Raw genomic sequence first — 17635 nt, 5'->3', positions numbered from 1 at the left:
GCTGCCGCTTTTGCCCGGATTTCCGCCCATGTCGCAGCTTGAACTTTTCTCCCGCCTGCAGCCGCTTGCCGTCTGGCGGCATTTCGCCACGCTCTGCGCGACGCCGCGCGCTTCCAAGGCCGAAGCCGCGCTACGCGACAGGCTGCTGGCCTGGGCGCGGGAGAGATCGCTCGCCGCCCGCGTCGATCGCGCCGGCAACCTGATTCTGAAGAAGCTGGCGACGCCCGGCTGCGAGCACGCCCCGACCGTCGTCCTGCAGGCCCACCTGGACATGGTCTGCCAGAAGAACGCCGACAGCGCCCACGACTTTTCCCGCGACCCGATCGTCCCCGAACTGCGCGACGGCTGGCTGGTCGCCGGACAGACGACGCTGGGCGCCGACAACGGCATCGGCGTGGCGCTGATCCTCGCCGCGCTGGAAGATGAAACGCTGCGCCACGGCCCGCTGGAGGCGCTGCTCACGGTCGACGAGGAAGCCGGCATGGGCGGCGCCCGCGGCCTAGAAGCGGGGCTGCTCGATGCGTCGCTGATGCTCAACCTCGATACCGAGGCCTGGGGCGAGTTCTACCTCGGCTGCGCCGGCGGGCTCGACGTCGATGTCCGCCGCGCCGGCGATCCGGAGCCGCTGCCGGCCGGCTGGACGGTGTGCCGGATCGCGCTGCGCGGCTTGCGCGGTGGCCATTCCGGCGTCGACATCCACGAGGAGCGCGGCAACGCGATCAAGCTGCTGGTCGGTGTCCTGCACGACCTGGCCGGCGTCATGCCTTACCGTCTGGTCTCGCTGCACGGCGGTTCGGCGCGCAACGCGCTGCCGCGCGAGGCTTTCGCCGTGCTCGCATTGCCTGAAGCCGCAGGACTCGATGCCTGGCTGGCGACGCAGCAGGCGGCACTGCGCGAACTTCTGCGCGGCGTCGACGACGGTGTCGCGCTGGGCGCGGAAACGGCGACGGCCGATGCGGTGATGGCCGGCGAGGAACAATTCACCTGGCTTGCCTCGCTGCACGCTGCGCCGCACGGTGTCAAACGTGTCAGCCGGCAGGTGGCGGGCGTCGTCGAAACCTCGAACAACCTCGGCATCGTCGAGCTGACGCCGGCTGCCGGCTATTGCAATTTCATGGTCCGCTCGCTGGTCGACCGCGCCGCCGACGCGCTCGCCGACGAGATCGTCAGCCTGTTCGCGCTGTCCGGTACGGCCGCCGAAAAATCCGGCCAGTATCCGGGCTGGCGGCCGAATCCGGATTCGGTGCTGCTACGCACCTGCCAGGCGGTGTTCAAACGCGATTTCGGCAGCGACTCCAAGGTCCAGGTGATCCACGCCGGCCTCGAATGCGGGCTGATCGGCGCCCAGTACCCGGGCCTCGACATCGTTTCCTTCGGCCCGACCATCCACGGTGCGCACGCGCCCGGCGAGCGGGTCGAGGTGGCGTCGGTCGAGCGCTGCTGGCAGTTGCTGCGGGCGATTCTCGGCGAGCTTGCCGGAAGCTGATCAGGCGCTCGCCGAGCGCTGTTCGAGGTAACCGGCCAGCGCTGCGAGACGTTTGGCGCTTGAGCCGTCGCTATCGACGAACATCGCCGTGAACAGCTTGCGGATGTTCTCCGGGGTGATTTCGGTCGTCGTCGGGTCGAAGCTGCTGCCGTCGGGCAGCGTCACCTGCTGGCCGTCCATGCCCTGGCGGGCCAGCGCGATCAGGTTCATGCCTTCGACGGCGGCGTAGTTGCCGGCGGCGACCATCTCGTCGTAGAGCGCCTTTTCGGCGGACGACAGATTGGTCATGGTATTCACGAAGCCGCCGGCTTTCTGCTGGTAATCGACTTCATCGGCGGTCAGGGTTTGCGGGTCCTTGGCGCGAATTTCGGCCAGCCGCTTGTCGTTGGCGAGCAGGTATTCGGTGTCGGCGGCGCTTCGTTCAGCGGCCGGTTTGCTTTTGATCTGCTTCAGCCGCGCTTCGATCCCGGCGTCGTTCGCCGACGATTCGCCGGCGAGCAGCGCGCGGGCTGCGCTGGAGATGCTGAGCTTGTCGGCAAGCGTTGCCGGGGAGGCGACCGAGGTTTGCCGTTCGGCGCCGGTAATTTTTCCGGTCGGCCAGGCCGCGGTGTAGGGATTGCAGGCGGTGACGATCATTTGGCGGGCTCCGTTGTCGTTGTTGCGGAGCGATTGCAAACGGCATGCCAGCGCCGATGCCGCGGCGACAAACCGCCTTACCGGCCGCGGATCGCCTCGCGCCGGGCGAAGCCGAGCTTGGCCGAGCGTTCCATCTTCTGCGCGAAAGCAGGGAAGTCGAGGCCGAGGCGGGCGCGCAACTCCTTGGCGTGGTTGTGCAGCCAGCGCCAGCGCGGCTCGAAGTACTTTTCCTTGAAGGCGTAGAGGATGTGGTTGCCGTCGTCGGGCACCGAAATGACGATCACCTGGTCGTCGAAGACATGCATCGCTTCGCCGATCAGTCCGGCGTAGCTTTCCTTGTCGCCGGCCAGGTTGACCACCAGCACGCCGTTGCCGGAAAGCTTGGCGTAGGCGTTTTCGAAGAACTCGCGGTTGGCCAGTGCCGGGGCGAAGCCGGTGCGGTCGAAGGCGTCGACCAGCAGCGCGTCGATGCCTTTTTCGGTGTGTTCGATGAATTCGGCGCCATCGCCTTCGATGATCTGCAGGCGTTCGTCGTCCGGCGGCACGAAGAAGGCATCGCGCAGCGCGATGACGTCGGGGTCGAGTTCGACCGCGGTGATGTGCACGCCGGGCAGGCGGCGGTGGCAGAACTTGACGATCGAGCCGCCGCCCAGACCAATCAGCGCGATGCGCTTGGGGCGCGGTTGGAAGAGCAGGAAGCCCATCATCTTCTGCGTGTAACGCAGCGCCAGATCGTGCGGCGCCTTGAGCGTCATTTCGCTCTGCATCAGGCGGACGTTGAAGTAGAGGTAGCGCGACTTGCCGTCGTCGATGACGAAGGGCTTCGGGTAGCTTTCGTCGAGCAACTGGGCGCGCAGTTCGCCGGCCCGCGCCCAGGACGGTTCGAGCATCAGCACTGTGCCAGTCTCGATCTCGAACGGGCTGGGGAGTTCGTAGAGTTTTTCTGGCAAGGGTCAGCGATTGCTATGAGCCATTGCCTTGGGGGCGGCGTGATCCGACTCGGCGCCGATGAGGCGTAACTCGCCATCTTCCCAGATGACTGCGTACTGACCGAGACGTTGCTTGCGTTCAAGCGTTTCGTGAACTGCCAGGCGCAGCGATTCCAGTATTGCCTTGGCTTGATCGGAAGGCTGTGATGGAACGATGGTCATCGCTTGGTCTCTTGGAGTAGGTGTTGGTAAAGCACTTGGTTAACGATATAGCGGAAATCGCCGCGTTGTTCAAAAACGAGTTGCGGACTGGGTCCATCGTTCAGAAAGCAGCGGCAGTTATCCACGGCAGCAGAAAACTCGTTGAAGAGGTTACCCAAGCTACGCGAAAAACGGCGCTCAATTGCTTTGCCAGGAATGTTATGCCCACCGTGAGCGACTCGTTCTGCGACACGCTGGCGTGATACTTCCAGATTGGGTAAAGCGAGATAGATCAGTTCCACCTGCCATCCGGTTGCTCGCAGGCGTTGTATCAGCCTCAGATAGCAACGTCCGGAAAGCGTGGTTTCAAAGGCAAAGTCTGAGCCAGCGGTAATGTTCTGTTCAATCTCGCTGAGGAAAATTCGACTGGCACTGACCAATTCCTGCTCAGGTGCGAGTGGTGACAAGCCTGCTGCGATCAGATCGGCATTAACAAATCGCGAGCACTTGGCGACCAAGGGGAGATATTTCAAGGCAAAGGTAGTCTTGCCGGCGCCATTGGGGCCGGCAATGATCCAGCAAGTTGGCATCAGCAGACTCCTTTCATCTCCGCTTAGTCCGGCAGGTCGGCGGCGTTGAGCATGAACACGTATTCGTCGCCGGCCGCCGTGTCGAGCCAGGTGAAGGGCAGGTCGGGGTAGGCGGCTTCGAGGGCGGCGCGGTTGTGGCCGATCTCGACGATGAGGATGCCGTCGTCGCTCAGATGCTTCTTCGCTTCGGCGAGGATGATGCGGGTGAAGTCGAGGCCGTCGTCGCCGGAGCCAAGCGCCATTTCCGGCTCGTGCAGGTATTCCGGCGGCAGCGCATCGACGGACTCGGCATCGACGTAGGGCGGGTTGGAGATGATCAGGTCGTAGCGTTTTCCGGCAAGCTTGGCGAAAGCATCGGAATGGAGCGGATGTACGCGGTCGGCGAGACGGTAGTCGGCGATGTTGCGTTCGGCAACCGCCAGCGCGTCCTTCGAGAGATCGACCGCATCGACCTCGGCATTGGGAAAGTTCAGCGCCAGCTTGATCGCCAGGCAGCCGGAACCGGTGCACAGGTCGAGCGCGTTTTCCACGGCCCAGGGGTCGGCAACCCACGGCGCCAGTTGTTCGTCGAGCAGTTCGGCGATGAAGGAGCGCGGCACGATGACGCGCTCGTCGACGTAGAAACGGTCCTCGCCCAGCCAGGCCTCGTTGGTCAGGTAGGCGGCGGGCAGGCGGTCCTGGCAGCGGCGGCTGTAGAGGTCGAGCAGGCGAACGCGCTCGTCCGGCAGCAGGCGCGCGTCGAGGAAGGGTTCGAGGCGGTCGAGCGGCAGGTGCAGCGTGTGCAGCGTCAGGTAGACGGCCTCGTCCCAGGCGTTGTCGCTGCCGTGGCCGAAGAACAGTTGGGCGGCGTTGAAGCGGCTGACCGCGTAGCGGATGAAGTCGCGGACGGTGATCAGTTCGTGCTGGGCGTGGGCGGTCATGCGAGGAGAATCTTTTCCAGGATGCGGCGGTAGATCGCCGAGAGTTGCGCCGGGGCGTCGACGGCGATGCACTCGTCGATCTTGTGGCTGGTCGCGTTGGACGGGCCGATTTCCAGCAACTGGCCGCAGATCGGCGCGATGAAGCGGCCATCCGAGGTGCCGCCGGTGGTCGACAGTTCGGTCTCGATGCCGCAGGTGGCGCGGATCGCTTCAACCGCCGCGTCGGCGAGCGGGCCGCGCCCGGTCAGGAAGGGGCGGGCGCCGAGCGTCCATTTGATCTCGTATTCCAGACCATATTTGTCGAGGATGGCGCACAGCCGCTGCTGCAGGCCTTCCGGCGTGCTGGCGGTGGAGAAGCGGAAGTTGAACTTGATTTCGAGCTGGCCGGGGATGACGTTGGTCGCGCCGGTGCCGCCGTGGATGTTGGAGATTTGCCAGGTGGTCGGCGGGAAGTATTCGTTGCCCTGGTCCCACTCGGTCGCCGCCAGTTCGGCAATGGCCGGCGCTGCCTGGTGGATCGGGTTGCGCCCCTTTTCCGGGTAGGCGATGTGGCACTGGATGCCCTTGACCAGCAGCACGCCGGAGAGCGAGCCGCGGCGGCCGTTCTTGATCATGTCGCCGAGCGTGTTGACCGAGGTCGGCTCGCCGATGATGCAGTAATCGAGCCGTTCGCCGCGCGCCTTCAGGGCTTCGGTGACGGCGACGGTGCCGTCGTTGGCGTCGCCTTCCTCGTCCGAAGTGAGCAGGAAGGCGAGCGAGCCGGGGTGTTCGGGGTGGGCGGCGACGAAGGCTTCGACGGCGGTGACGGCGGCGGCGACGCCGGTCTTCATGTCGGCGGCGCCGCGCCCGTAGAGCTTGCCGTCACGGATTTCCGGGGAAAATGGGGGGCTGGTCCATTTTTCCAGCGGGCCGGTCGGCACGACGTCGGTATGGCCGGCGAAGACGAACAGCGGTGCGGCGGTGCCACGGCGCGCCCAGAGGTTGCGGGTGCCGTTGCGGTCCAGCCATTCGAGGGAAAAGCCGATGGCGGCCAGACGAGCGCCGAGTATGTCCATGCAGCCGGCGTCGTCGGGCGTGACGGACGGGCACGCCATGATCCGGCGTGCCAGTTCGAGGGTGGGATCGGTCATCAGTGGGTTTCGTCGTCTTCGGCGAGGCTGAGCTGGAATTCCTTGAACGAGGCGCCGCCTTCGTCGGTGCTGTCGAATTCGAGCGAGATGTCGGGCTTCTTCTCATCCTTGCCCGAGTTGGAATTGAACTCGGAGTTGTTGATCAGCCACGACAGGTTGGTCGGCGAATCGGCGTTGGCCAGCGCTTCGTCGAGAGTGATCGAGCCTTCGTGGTAGAGGCGGAAGAGATCCTGTTCGAAGGTCTGCGATCCGGGCGCCAGTGTCTGCTCCATCGCGTCCTTGATGCCCTGGACTTCGCCGCGCTCGATCAGTTCGCTGATGTGGCGGGTGTTGAGCATGATTTCGCAGGTTGGCAGGCGCTTGCCTTCCGGATTGCGTACCAGACGCTGCGAGACGATCGCGCGCAGGGAGACCGAGAGGTCAAGGAAGAGCGCCGGCCGGTTTTCCAGCGGGAAGAAGCTGATGATGCGGTTGAGCGCATGGTAGGAGTTGTTGGCGTGCAGTGTCGCCAGACAGAGGTGGCCGGTCTGGGCGTAGGAGATCGCCGCCTGCATGGTGTCGCGGTCGCGGATCTCGCCGATCAGGATGCAGTCCGGCGCCTGGCGCATCGCGTTTTTCAGCGCGGAATTCCAGTCGTGCGTGTCCATGCCGATTTCGCGCTGGTTGACGATCGATTTCTTGTGCTTGAACAGGAATTCGATCGGGTCCTCGACGGTCAGGATGTGGCCGGCGCGCGTCGAGTTGCGGTGGTCGAGCATCGAGGCGATGGTCGTTGACTTGCCGGAACCGGTGGCGCCGACAATCAGGATCAGGCCGCGCTTTTCCATGATCAGCTCGCCGAGCAGCGGCGGCATGCCGAGGCTGTCGAGCGGCGGGATGTTGCCGAGGATGAAGCGGACGACGATGCCGATCGAACCGCGCTGGCGGAACAGGTTGATGCGGAAGTTGCCGACCTGCGGCACACCGAACGAGAGGTTCATCTCGTTGGTGGCCTCGAAGGTCTTGGCCTGATCCTCGTTCATCAGTTCATAGGCGATCTTCTCGATCATGTCGGGCAGCATGATCTGCTGGTTGACCGGCATGGTCGTACCCTGGATCTTGATGTGGATCGGCGTGCCGGCGGAAATGAAGATATCCGATGCCTGCTTTTCCGACATCAGCTGGAACAGTTTGTCGAGGATCATGGCAAGACCTCTTTCGCGAAAGGTAGTTAGGCGCGCAACAGTTCGTTGATGCTGGTCTTCGAGCGCGTCTGGGCGTCGACCTTCTTGACGATGATCGCCGCGTACAGGCTGTAGCGACCGTTGTCCTTGGGCAGCGAGCCGGAGATCACGACCGAGCCCGGCGGGATGCGGCCGTAGCTGATTTCACCGGTCTCGCGGTCGTAGATCGGCGTGCTCTGGCCGATGTACACGCCCATCGAAATCACCGAGTTCTCGCCGACGACGACGCCTTCGACGACTTCCGAGCGGGCGCCGATGAAGCAGTTGTCTTCGATGATCACCGGGCCGGCCTGGATCGGTTCGAGCACGCCGCCGATGCCGACGCCGCCCGAGAGGTGCACGTTCTTGCCGATCTGCGCGCAGGAGCCGACGGTGGCCCAGGTGTCGACCATCGTGCCTTCATCGACGAAGGCGCCGATGTTGACGAAGGACGGCATCAACACGACGTTCTTCGCAATGTGCGAACCCTTGCGCGCGAAGGCACCGGGCACGACGCGGAAGCCGCCGGCCTTGAACTGCTCCTCGCTCCAGCCCTGGAACTTGGTATCGACCTTGTCGTAGAAGCGCACGTCGCCGGCTTCCTGGACGCGGTTGTCGCGGGTGCGGAAGGAGAGCAGAACGGCCTTCTTGGCCCACTGGTTGACCACCCATTCGCCATTGACCTTCTCGGCGACACGCAGCTTGCCGCTGTCGAGATCGCCGATCACGGATTCGATGATCTTGATCGCGTCGGTCGATTGGGTGGTCAGCTCGGTACGCTTTTCCCAGAGTTCGTCGATGGTGGCTTGCAGGGGATGAGTCATTTGGCGGGTCTCTCTTGGTTACAGTTGTTGTGTGAATTGAACGATGCGGCGGCTGGCTTCCAGGCATTCTTCCAGGCCGGCGACCAGGGCGATGCGGACGAAACCGGCACCCGGGTTGACGCCCTGGGAATCGCGGGCAAGGAAACTGCCGGGCAGGACTACGACATTATAGTGTTCGAGCAGGCCGCGGGCGAATTCGCTATCGGCGATCGGCGTTTTTGCCCACAGGTAAAAACTTGCGTCCGGCATGGCGGTGCCGAGCGCCGAGGCGATCAGCGGCGTGCAGGCGGCGAATTTTTCGCGGTACTGGTCGCGGTTGTCCAGGACGTGCGCCTCGTCGTTCCAGGCGGCGACCGAGGCGGCCTGCACTGGAGGTGCCATGGCGCAGCCGTGGTAGGTGCGGTAGAGCAGGAAAGCCTTGAGCAGCTTCGCATCGCCGGCGACGAAGCCGGAACGCATGCCGGGCACGTTGGAACGCTTCGACAGGCTGGAGAACATCACCAGCCGGTCGAAATTGCGGCCGAGCAGCTTCGCCGCCTGGAGACCGCCGATCGGCGGCTTGGCCTCGTCGAAATAAATTTCCGAATAGCATTCGTCGGAGGCGATGACGAAACCGTACTTGTCGGACAGCGCGAACAGCGTCTTCCAGTCGGCGAGCGACAGCACCTTGCCGGTCGGGTTGCCGGGCGAACAGACGTAGAACAGTTGCACGCGCGCCCATTCTTCCGGCGTCAGTTGTTCGTAGTCGAAGGCGAAGCCGTTGTCCGGCAGGTTGTTCAGGAAACGCGGCTCGGCGCCGGCCAGGTAGGCCGCGCCTTCGTAGATCTGGTAGAAGGGATTCGGGCTGACGACGATCGGGCGGCCCCGGCTCGGGTCGATCACTGCCTGGGCGAAGGAGAACAGCGCTTCGCGCGAGCCATTGACCGGCAGAACTTCGCTTTCCGGATCGACAGCGATGCCGTAGCGACGGTCGCACCAGGCGGCGATCGCCTGGCGCAGCGCCGGGATGCCCTGCGTCGTCGGATAATTGGCGAGGCCGCGCAGGTTGGCGTGTAGCGCGTCCATGATGAACTGCGGCGTCGCGTGCTGTGGTTCGCCGATCGACAGCTTGATTTCCCGGTATTGCGGGTCGGGGGTGACACCGGCGAACAGCGCGCGCAGCTTTTCGAAGGGGTAGGGCTGAAGTTGGGCGAGGTGGGGATTCACGGGCTTACAGGAGCTGTCGAAAGGCGCGATTATCGCCCAAACCGGACGCCCCGGGGTCGTTCCGCTGCGTTGCCCGGCGGCCGCTGGCAGGCAGTGCAAAAGGCCGGTTATCATCGGAACCTTCCTTCGCTGGATCTTCCGATGCCCTTGTCGATTCCTCGGTCGCTGCGTTTTCTGCTGCTCCTTCCGGCGTTGCTGGCGGTCATGCCGGCGTTCGCCGACGAGTGCCCGGAACGACGCAACTGGTCGCTGGCGCTGCGCGTCGATAACGACCTGTTCGGCGGGCGCGGCCAGGATCAGGGCTACAGCAACGGCCTGCAACTGACCGCGGTGTCGCCGAACATTGCCGACTATATCGGCGACCCCTGTCTGTCGCCGCCGGCTCGCGCGCTCAACCACTATCTCGACTGGCTGCAGCCGGGCGCCTACGAGCAGCGCAACATGGTGGTCGCCGTGCAACAGGCCTTGTACACCCCGGCCGACAAGCTGCCGCGCACGGTCATTGCCAACGACCGGCCCTACGCCGCGGCCTTGCTCTTCAGCGTCGGCTACAACGCGCGCGACGGCGACAGCCTGCGTGCCAGCCACTTGCGCCTCGGTGTTGTCGGTCCGGCGGCGCTCGGCCACGAAGTCCAGGACGCCTGGCACGACCTGATCGGCGTCAGCCGCTTTCACGGCTGGGACAACCAGTTGCACAACGAACCGGTGTTCCAGTTCATCCACGAGCGTCTGCGCAAGTTCGACTACGCGTCGCTGGCCGGCGATCTCGATCACGACCTGATCCTGCACTGGGGCGGCGCGCTGGGTAATTTCGGCACGCACGCCAATGCCGGTTTCGAGTGGCGCCTGGGCTGGCATCTGCCGGACGATTTCGGCAGTGCGCCGCTGCGCCCGGCCGGCGAAAACGCCGCGCCGCGCGGCGGCGGCGAGAAAGCCTGGGGCGGACACCTGTTCATCAACCTGGACAGCCGCTGGGTGCTGCGCGACATCACGCTCGACGGCAACACCTTCCGCGACAGTCACCATGTGGACAAGCGCAAGTTCGTCACCGATCTCGGTTTCGGCATGGCTTTCACCTACGGCGAATGGAAATTCGCCTTCGCCCGCTATTTCCGCAGCCGCGAATTCGATGGCCAGCGCGAGCGGCCGGTATACGGCAGTTTCACCATCGGTCGGCGCTTCTGAGCGGCGCGCCGGGGCGACGATGCTATCATTCGACCCCATCCCTGCGGCATCCGCCGCGCCGCTCGACCGCGCATGCGCCTGACCAAACTCAAACTCGCCGGCTTCAAATCCTTCGTCGATCCTACCCAGGTTTCCCTGCCCGGGCAGTTGGTCGGCGTCGTCGGGCCGAACGGCTGCGGCAAGTCGAACATCATGGACGCGGTGCGCTGGGTGCTCGGCGAGTCGAAAGCTTCCGAGCTGCGCGGCGAGTCGATGATGGACGTCATCTTCAACGGCTCGACCAACCGCAAGCCGGTGTCGCGGGCTTCCGTCGAACTGATCTTCGACAACTCGCTCGGCCGGGCCCTGGGCCAGTGGTCGCAATACGCCGAACTGTCGGTCAAGCGGGTGCTGACGCGCAGCGGCCAGTCGGACTACTTCATCAACAACCTGAAGGTCCGGCGCAAGGACATCACCGATCTCTTCCTCGGCACCGGGCTGGGGCCGCGCGCCTACGCCATCATCGGCCAGGGCATGATCTCGCGCATCATCGAGGCCAAGCCGGACGACCTGCGCGTCTTCCTCGAAGAAGCCGCCGGCGTCACCCGCTACAAGGAGCGGCGCAAGGAAACGAACGGCCGCCTGGAAGATACGCGCGAGAACCTGCTGCGTGTCGAGGACATCCGCGAGGAACTCGGCCACCAGATTGCCAGGCTCGAATCGCAGGCCGAAGTGGCGCGGCGTTACCACGCGCTCAACGAACAACTGGTGCAGAAACAGCAACTGCTCTGGTTGCTCAAGAAGCGCGAGGCCGAGGCCGAGCGCCAGCGGCTGGCGCTCGACGTCGAGCGGGCGACGACCGAACTCGAAGCGCAGAGCGCCGCGCTGCGCGAGACCGAGACGCAGGCCGAAGCCACGCGGGAAGCCCACTTCGCCGCCGGCGACGCGCTGCACAACGCGCAGAGTTCGATGTACGCGGCCAACGCCGAGGTCGCCCGGCTCGAGGCGGAAATCCGCCACCGTCGCGAATCGCGCAGCCAGCTTGAGGCGCGGCTGGTGCAACTGGAAGACGAGCTGGCGCGATGGACGCAGAACGCCGAAAAGCTGGCCGAGGACCGCGAGAGGTGGGAGGAGCAGCAGGAAGTCACCCGCTTGCGCGTCGACGAAGCTGAGGAGCGCCTGCACGCCCAGATGAACCTGGCGCCGCAGGTCGAGGAGGACCACGCGCAGGCGCTCGACGAACTGCAGCGCCTCAAGACACGGACCGCCAACGGCGAGCAGAAGCTGGAAGTCGAACTGACCAACAAGGCGCACGCCCAGCGTTCGCTGCAGGCCATCGTCCAGCGCCGCGAGCGGCTGCGCGACGAGACCTTCGGCGAGGCGCCGGACGAACTCGAAGTCACCGAGAAGGAAGAGGAACTCGAACTGCTGCGCGAGGAGCTGGCCGGCGATCAGGAACACCTGCAGCAACTGCAGGAGGAACTGCCGCAACTGGAAGCGAAACGCAAGGCGGTGCATGGCGAACTGCAGCGACTGGAGCGCGAGCTGGCCGCCGGCCAGGCACGGCGCGCGGCGCTCGAACAGATGCAGGCGAAGACCGCCGGCAGCGGCAAGCTGCCGGAATGGCTGGCCCGCCACGGCCTGGCCGAGGCGCCGGCGTTGTGGCAGCAGATCCATGTCGAGGCCGGTTGGGAAGAGGCGGTCGAAGCGGTGCTGCGCGAACGCCTGTCGGCGATTGCCTGCGACGATTCCGGCAAACTCGACGCCTGGCTGCATGACCGGCCGCAAGCGCGACTGTCGGTGATGCTCGGCAATCTTGCGGTACCGCTGGCGGCAAGCGGGGAAACGCTGCTGGCCCGGGTGCGCTGCGACGATCCCGCGGTGTACGCGGCGCTCGCCGACTGGCTGGGTGACGTTGCTACCGCCGAAACGCTGGGTGCGGCGCTGGCGTTGCGCGAAACGCTGGCGCCCGGCGCCGTCGTCGTCACCCGTGGCGGCGATCTGCTGACCCGCAGTAGCGTCACCTTCTTCGCGCCCGACCAGGGCGAGCACGGCCTGCTCGAACGCCAGCGCGAGATCGAGGCGCTCGCCGAGGGCATCGCGCTCGCCGAGGAAAAGGGCGAAGCCCTGCGCGAGCAGGCGGCGCTGTTCGACGAGCAGTACGCCGACAAGCAGGAAGAAATCGACGAAACTCGCCAGTACGTCACCGACCGCCAGCAGCGCGTGCACCACGTGCAGCTCGAGGTGCTCAAGCTGACGCAGGCGCTGGCCCGCTACAACGAGCAGAAGGAACGCATCGCCGAGCAACTGGCCGAACTGGCCGAAGAAGAAGAGGGCGAGCGCGAACGCGAAATGGCCGCCGACGAGCGGATCGAGGAAATCCGCGACGGTCTCAACCGCATCCGCGTCCTGGTCGCCGGCGCCCAGTCCCGGCTCGACGAGTGCGAACGCGCCGTGCGCGCCGAGCGCGAGAAGAACGCCGATTTCGACCGGGCGCTGCGCGAGGCGCAGTTTTCGGCGCGCGAGGCCGAGGGCAAGCTGCAGGACATCTTCGCCCAGCAGGCGGTCGCCCAGCGCGAACTGAGCCGCATCGAGCGCGACCGCGCCACCTGTGCCGAGCAGGTCGAGGCGGCGCCGGCCGACGTCATGGAGGAGCAGTTGCAGCAGGCGCTGGCCGCCCGCCAGCAGGCCGAGCAGGAGCTGGCGGCGAGGCGCGACGCGCTGGAAGCGGCGACCAATGCGCTGCGCGCGCTGGAAGAGCAGCGGCTGAAGATCGAGCAGGGGCTGGAGCCGCTGCGCGCGAAGATCGGCGATCTCAAGCTGAAGGAACAGGCAGCCTCGCTCAACGCCGAGCAGTTCGCCATGCAGCTCCTCGAAGCCAGCGCCGACGAGGCGGCGCTGCTGCCGCTGCTGGAGATGTTGGGAAATGCGGCGCGGCCGCCCTTGCTGCAGGGCGAGATCACCCGGCTGGGCAACGCCATCGCCGAACTCGGCGCGGTCAACCTGGCGGCGCTGCAGGAGCTGGAAACGGCCGCCGAGCGCAAGGGCTACCTCGACATGCAGGCCGCCGACCTGACCGAGGCGATGGAAACCCTGGAAAACGCCATCCGCCGCATCGACCGCGAAACGCGCGATCTGCTGCAGAGCACCTTCGACACGGTCAATGGGCATTTCGGCCAGCTGTTCCCGGAACTCTTCGGCGGCGGCCGCGCCGAATTGGTGATGACCGGCGAGGAAATCCTCGACGCCGGCGTGCAGGTGATCGCCCAGCCGCCGGGCAAGAAGAACTCGACCATCCACCTGCTGTCCGGTGGCGAGAAGGCATTGACCGCGATTGCGCTGGTCTTCTCGATGTTCCAGTTGAACCCGGCGCCGTTCTGCCTGCTCGACGAAGTCGATGCGCCGCTCGACGACTCCAACACCGAGCGTTTCTGCAGCATGGTCAAGAAAATGTCAGGGGCAACGCAGTTCCTGTTCATTTCCCATAATAAAATCGCGATGGAAATGGCCGAGCAGCTGGTCGGCGTCACCATGCAGGAAAGCGGCGTCTCGCGCGTGGTGGAAGTGGATATCGAAGAAGCCTTGAAGATGAGGGATGCATGACCGAACTCCAACTGGGAATGATCGGCCTGAGCGCGACCGTCGTGGTCGGCGTGTACGCTTACAACAAATGGCAGGAATACCGGCACCGCAAGGTCGCGGAGGCGATGCTCAAACCCGGGCACGACGACGTCCTGCTCAACGGCGGTGCCCGTCCGGCACGTCGGGAAAAACAGCCGGAGCGGTCGCCGGAGAAACCAGTGGAGCGAGTGGAACCGGCCTGTGCGGCGCCGGTCGCCGACGCGGTCCGGCATGAGATGCCGCCGCAGAACGATCCGGAGCCGGTCGTTTCCTTCGCCGAACTGCCTGACGAGGCGCCCGTCCCGGTGTTCATGCCGCTGGAAGAAGAGACGGATTTGCCGCCGGTTTTTGCCGACGAACCCGTCGAAGAGCCCGTTCCGAGCCGCCCGGTCATCGACAGCGTTCCCGCGTCGCCGCCCGTCGAACGGACGCCGGCGGAAATTCCCCAGGTCGCCTTGCCGCCGGAACTGCTCGATCCACGCATCGAATTGATCGTTGCCATGGAGTTGGTCGAGCCGGTCTCGTCGCGGCAGATCCTTGTTTCGCAGCGCGATGTGCTGCGCCGTCTCGGCAAGCCGGTGCATTGGGTCGGCTTCGACGAAAGCCGCCGCAAATGGCTGCCCTTGCACAGCGACGAGGACATCCCGGTGCGTCGCCTGCGCATCGGGCTGCCCCTGGTCAATCGCCTCGGGCCGGTGGCGGAGGGCGACCTCGCGCTGTTCAACACAGCGATGCAGGCGCTGGCCGACGAACTGATGGCGGTGGCCGACCTGCCGTCGTCGCGCCCGCTCGACCAGGCGGCGGAAATCGATCGTTTCTGCGCCGCCGTCGACCTTGAGATTGGCCTCAACCTGGTCAGCCGTGGCATTCCCTTCCCGGGCACCAAGATCCGCGCGCTGGCCGAAGCCGCCGGCATGACCTTGGGTGTCGACGGTCTGTTCACCCGCTACGACGACGCCGGCCGGCCGCAGTTCAGCCTGCAGAACTACGAAAACACGCTGTTCTCCGGCGACAGCCTGCGCACCCTGACGACGCATGGCATCACCTTCCTGCTCGACGTGCCGCGCGTCGAGCACGGCGAAGCGGTGTTCGTGCAGATGGTCGCCCAGGCGCAACGCTTTGCCGAAGTGCTGCAGGGCACGCTGGTCGACGACAACCGTAATCCGCTCGGCGAAAGCCAGCTCGATCACATCCGCCGCGAGTTCATCGGCAAACCGCAGGCGACGATGCGTTCCTTCGGCCTGCCCGCCGGTTCGCCGCAAGCCTTGCGCCTGTTCTCGTGATGCCGGCGGAAATCGCGGCACGCGCGGCCTGGCTGCGCGCCGAACTGGAACGTCATAATCACGCCTACTACGTCCTCGACGCGCCGACCATCCCGGACGCCGATTACGACGCGCTGTTCCGTGAGCTGCAGGCGCTGGAAGCCGAATATCCGGCACTGGTGACGGTGGATTCGCCGACCCGGCGCGTTGGAGGCTCGCCGCTGGCGCAGTTCGCGCCGGTGGTGCACGACGTGCCGATGCTGTCGATCCAGACCGAAACCGACACCGGCCCGAGCGGCGCGCTCAATTTCGACGCCCGCGTCCGCCGCGAGCTGGAACTGCCGGCCGCCGCCCCGGCGGTCGAGTACGCCGCCGAACTGAAGTTCGACGGTCTGGCGGTCAGCCTGCGCTACGAGAACGGCGTGCTGGTGCGCGGTGCGACACGCGGTGACGGTGCCACCGGCGAGGACGTCACCCAGAATCTGCGCACCGTCGGCCAGATCCCGCTGCGCCTGCAGGGCGAGGCGCCGCCGCTGCTGGAAGTGCGCGGCGAGGTGTACATGCGGCGCGACGATCTCGAGAAATACAACGCGGCGGCCGCCGCGCGCGGTGAAAAGACCCTGGTCAATCCGCGCAACGCCGCCGCCGGCAGCGTCCGCCAGCTCGATCCGGCGATCGCCGCCGGCCGGCCGCTGAAATTCTTCGCCTACGGCATCGGCGCGGTCGCCGGCTGGGACGAGCCGAAGACGCACAGTGGTTTGCTCGACGCGCTCGCCGCCTTCGGACTGCCGGTCTGCGAGCACCGTGCCGTGCTGCAAGGGGGGGGGGCGCTGGCCGGCTTCCACCAGCAAATTGCCGAACTGCGCGAGCGCCTGCCATTCGACATCGACGGCGTGGTGTACAAGGTCGACGACCGCGAACTGCAGCGCCGCCTCGGCTTCCGCTCGCGCGAGCCGCGCTGGGCGGTGGCGCACAAATACCCGCCGCAGGAGGCATCAACGGTGCTCGAGGCGATCGACATCCAGGTCGGCCGCACCGGCGCGCTGACGCCGGTGGCACGCCTGCAGCCGGTGTTCGTCGGCGGCGTCACGGTGACCAACGCGACCCTGCACAACGCCGACGAGATCGAGCGCAAGGGCGGCATCTGCGTCGGCGACACGGTGATCGTCCGCCGCGCCGGCGACGTCATTCCGCAAATCGTCGGTATCGTCGCCGAACGGCGGCCGGCGAACGCCCGGCCCTTCGTCATGCCCGACGCCTGCCCGGTATGCGGTGCACACACGGTGCGCGAGCCGGGCGAGGCGGCGACCCGCTGTTCCGGCGGTTTCTCGTGTAGCGCCCAGCGTACTCAGGCGATCCTGCATTTCGCCGGCCGGCGCATGATGGATATCGAAGGCCTGGGTGACCGCTACGTCGAGCGCCTGGTCGAGTTCGGCTACGTGCATGGGGTCGCCGATCTCTATCAGTTGAGCTTGGCCGACCTGTTGGAAATGAAGCAGCGTGCCGACGAAAAGGATGACGCGGCAAGTCTCGGCGAGCCCATCCCGTGCGGCGCCGACGGCGCCCCGGCGGCGAATCGCGGCAGCGAAGCGGATGCGCTGAAGACCGGCCAGACGCCGACGCGCTGGGCGGAGAACCTGCTCGCCGGCATCGAAGCGAGCAAGACGCCGAAGCTCGCCCGGTTGCTTTTCGCGCTCGGCATCCGTCATGTCGGCGAGAGTACCGCCAAGACCCTGGCCGACTGGCTGGGCAGCCTGGAGCGGGTGCGCCGCGCGCCGGCGCCGCTGCTCGCCGTGCTGCCCGACATCGGCGCGACGGTGGCGGCGGCGATTGCCGATTTCTTCGCCGAGCAGCGCAACCTCGACGCCGTCGATGCCTTGCTCGCCGCCGGCGTGACGCCAGCCGACGAGCATCCGCCGCATCCCGCCCTGGCCGAGCGCCTGGCTTGGAGCGAGATCTACACCGCGCTGGCGGTGCCCAAACTGACCGCCAAGCGCGCCGGGCAACTGGCTGCCGTCGCCGACGGCGCGGCGCTCGCCGACGGTAGCGTCGATGCCGCCACGCTGTCGGTCGCCGGCCTGCCCGGCGAGGTGATCAGCGCCTTGTTCGCCTGGCTCAACGAAAGCGGCAGGCGCGGCCTGCTCGCCGCCGTCGCCCGCCGTCGCCAGGAATTGCTTGACGCGTTGCCGCGAGGCGCCAGTGCTACCGCGCCGGCGCCGCTGGCCGGCAAGACGCTGGTGCTGACCGGCACCTTGCCGACGCTGAAACGCGACGACGCCAAGGCGATGATCGAAGCAGCCGGCGGCAAGGTTTCAGGGTCGGTGTCGAAGAAGACTGATTACGTGGTCGCTGGCGAGGAAGCCGGCAGCAAGCTCGACAAGGCGCGTGAACTGGGCGTCGCGGTGATCGACGAGGCGGCACTGCTTGAATTACTGAATAAGGAAGCATCATGAAAAAAGTCAGA

The 17635-nt window shown here is 65.9% G+C and carries 14 protein-coding genes; 5 read left to right on the top strand and 9 right to left on the bottom strand.

The genetic code is table 11. The features are described 5' to 3' along the window. Positions 1 to 28: 28 nt before the first annotated feature. Positions 29 to 1486: an aminoacyl-histidine dipeptidase gene (locus ACLIIZ_RS13745; protein WP_416693021.1), complete on the top strand. Its 1458-nt coding sequence runs from the start codon at positions 29 to 31 to the stop codon at positions 1484 to 1486. On the opposite strand, the gene ACLIIZ_RS13740 is transcribed toward ACLIIZ_RS13745, so the two are convergent. The 9 genes from ACLIIZ_RS13740 to dapC form a co-directional block, all read right to left on the bottom strand. Next, the gene (locus ACLIIZ_RS13740; RefSeq protein ID WP_416693019.1) at positions 1487 to 2122 is read right to left on the bottom strand and encodes a hypothetical protein; all 636 of its coding nucleotides are present in this window, start codon (positions 2120 to 2122) and stop codon (positions 1487 to 1489) included. Positions 2123 to 2199: 77 nt separating this feature from the next. Then, complete coding sequence (locus ACLIIZ_RS13735; RefSeq protein WP_416693016.1) at positions 2200 to 3072, bottom strand: spermine/spermidine synthase domain-containing protein; 873 nt, start codon at positions 3070 to 3072, stop codon at positions 2200 to 2202. A gap of 3 nt (positions 3073 to 3075) precedes the next feature. Continuing rightward, on the bottom strand, positions 3076 to 3273 hold the full coding sequence (locus tag ACLIIZ_RS13730; RefSeq protein ID WP_416693014.1) for a hypothetical protein: 198 nt from the start codon (positions 3271 to 3273) through the stop codon (positions 3076 to 3078). After that, a complete protein-coding gene (locus ACLIIZ_RS13725) occupies positions 3270 to 3842 on the bottom strand; it encodes a zeta toxin family protein (protein WP_416693011.1) in 573 nt (190 codons plus the stop codon). Before ACLIIZ_RS13725 ends, ACLIIZ_RS13730 begins: the two co-directional genes overlap by 4 nt. A 23-nt stretch (positions 3843 to 3865) precedes the next feature. Next, positions 3866 to 4762 carry a 50S ribosomal protein L3 N(5)-glutamine methyltransferase gene (prmB, locus tag ACLIIZ_RS13720; RefSeq protein ID WP_416693009.1) on the bottom strand — a complete coding sequence of 299 codons (897 nt, stop codon included), beginning with the start codon at positions 4760 to 4762 and terminating at the stop codon, positions 3866 to 3868. Then, positions 4759 to 5892 (bottom strand): succinyl-diaminopimelate desuccinylase, encoded by a 1134-nt coding sequence (gene dapE, locus ACLIIZ_RS13715; protein ID WP_416693007.1) that lies wholly within the window; start codon positions 5890 to 5892, stop codon positions 4759 to 4761. Before dapE ends, prmB begins: the two co-directional genes overlap by 4 nt. After that, the gene (locus tag ACLIIZ_RS13710; RefSeq protein ID WP_416693005.1) at positions 5892 to 7076 is read right to left on the bottom strand and encodes a PilT/PilU family type 4a pilus ATPase; all 1185 of its coding nucleotides are present in this window, start codon (positions 7074 to 7076) and stop codon (positions 5892 to 5894) included. Before ACLIIZ_RS13710 ends, dapE begins: the two co-directional genes overlap by 1 nt. Positions 7077 to 7102: 26 nt before the next feature. Continuing rightward, entirely contained in the window at positions 7103 to 7918 is an 816-nt protein-coding gene (gene dapD, locus ACLIIZ_RS13705; RefSeq protein ID WP_416693003.1) for a 2,3,4,5-tetrahydropyridine-2,6-dicarboxylate N-succinyltransferase, read from the bottom strand. Positions 7919 to 7936: 18 nt separating this feature from the next. Further along, positions 7937 to 9124 (bottom strand): succinyldiaminopimelate transaminase, encoded by a 1188-nt coding sequence (dapC, locus tag ACLIIZ_RS13700; protein WP_416693001.1) that lies wholly within the window; start codon positions 9122 to 9124, stop codon positions 7937 to 7939. A gap of 141 nt (positions 9125 to 9265) precedes the next feature. Here dapC and ACLIIZ_RS13695 point away from each other — a divergent pair, with 141 nt between their 5' ends. The 4 genes from ACLIIZ_RS13695 to ligA all read left to right on the top strand — a co-directional run bounded on the left by ACLIIZ_RS13695 (position 9266) and on the right by ligA (position 17624). Continuing rightward, a complete protein-coding gene (locus ACLIIZ_RS13695; protein WP_416693000.1) occupies positions 9266 to 10309 on the top strand; it encodes a lipid A deacylase LpxR family protein in 1044 nt (347 codons plus the stop codon). A gap of 72 nt (positions 10310 to 10381) precedes the next feature. After that, on the top strand, positions 10382 to 13891 hold the full coding sequence (gene smc / locus ACLIIZ_RS13690) for a chromosome segregation protein SMC (protein ID WP_416692997.1): 3510 nt from the start codon (positions 10382 to 10384) through the stop codon (positions 13889 to 13891). Beyond that, positions 13888 to 15192 (top strand): cell division protein ZipA C-terminal FtsZ-binding domain-containing protein, encoded by a 1305-nt coding sequence (locus ACLIIZ_RS13685; protein WP_416692996.1) that lies wholly within the window; start codon positions 13888 to 13890, stop codon positions 15190 to 15192. The genes smc and ACLIIZ_RS13685 overlap by 4 nt, the downstream gene beginning before the upstream one ends. Continuing rightward, positions 15192 to 17624 (top strand): NAD-dependent DNA ligase LigA, encoded by a 2433-nt coding sequence (gene ligA, locus ACLIIZ_RS13680; protein ID WP_416692994.1) that lies wholly within the window; start codon positions 15192 to 15194, stop codon positions 17622 to 17624. The genes ACLIIZ_RS13685 and ligA overlap by 1 nt, the downstream gene beginning before the upstream one ends. Positions 17625 to 17635 lie beyond the last annotated feature (11 nt).

Origin of the sequence: Azonexus caeni (genome assembly GCF_048146105.1) — a bacterium.
GTDB lineage: Bacteria > Pseudomonadota > Gammaproteobacteria > Burkholderiales > Rhodocyclaceae > Azonexus > Azonexus aromaticus_B.
Note: the sequence above shows the minus strand (reverse complement) of the source record. Positions and strands in the feature narration are given on the sequence as shown.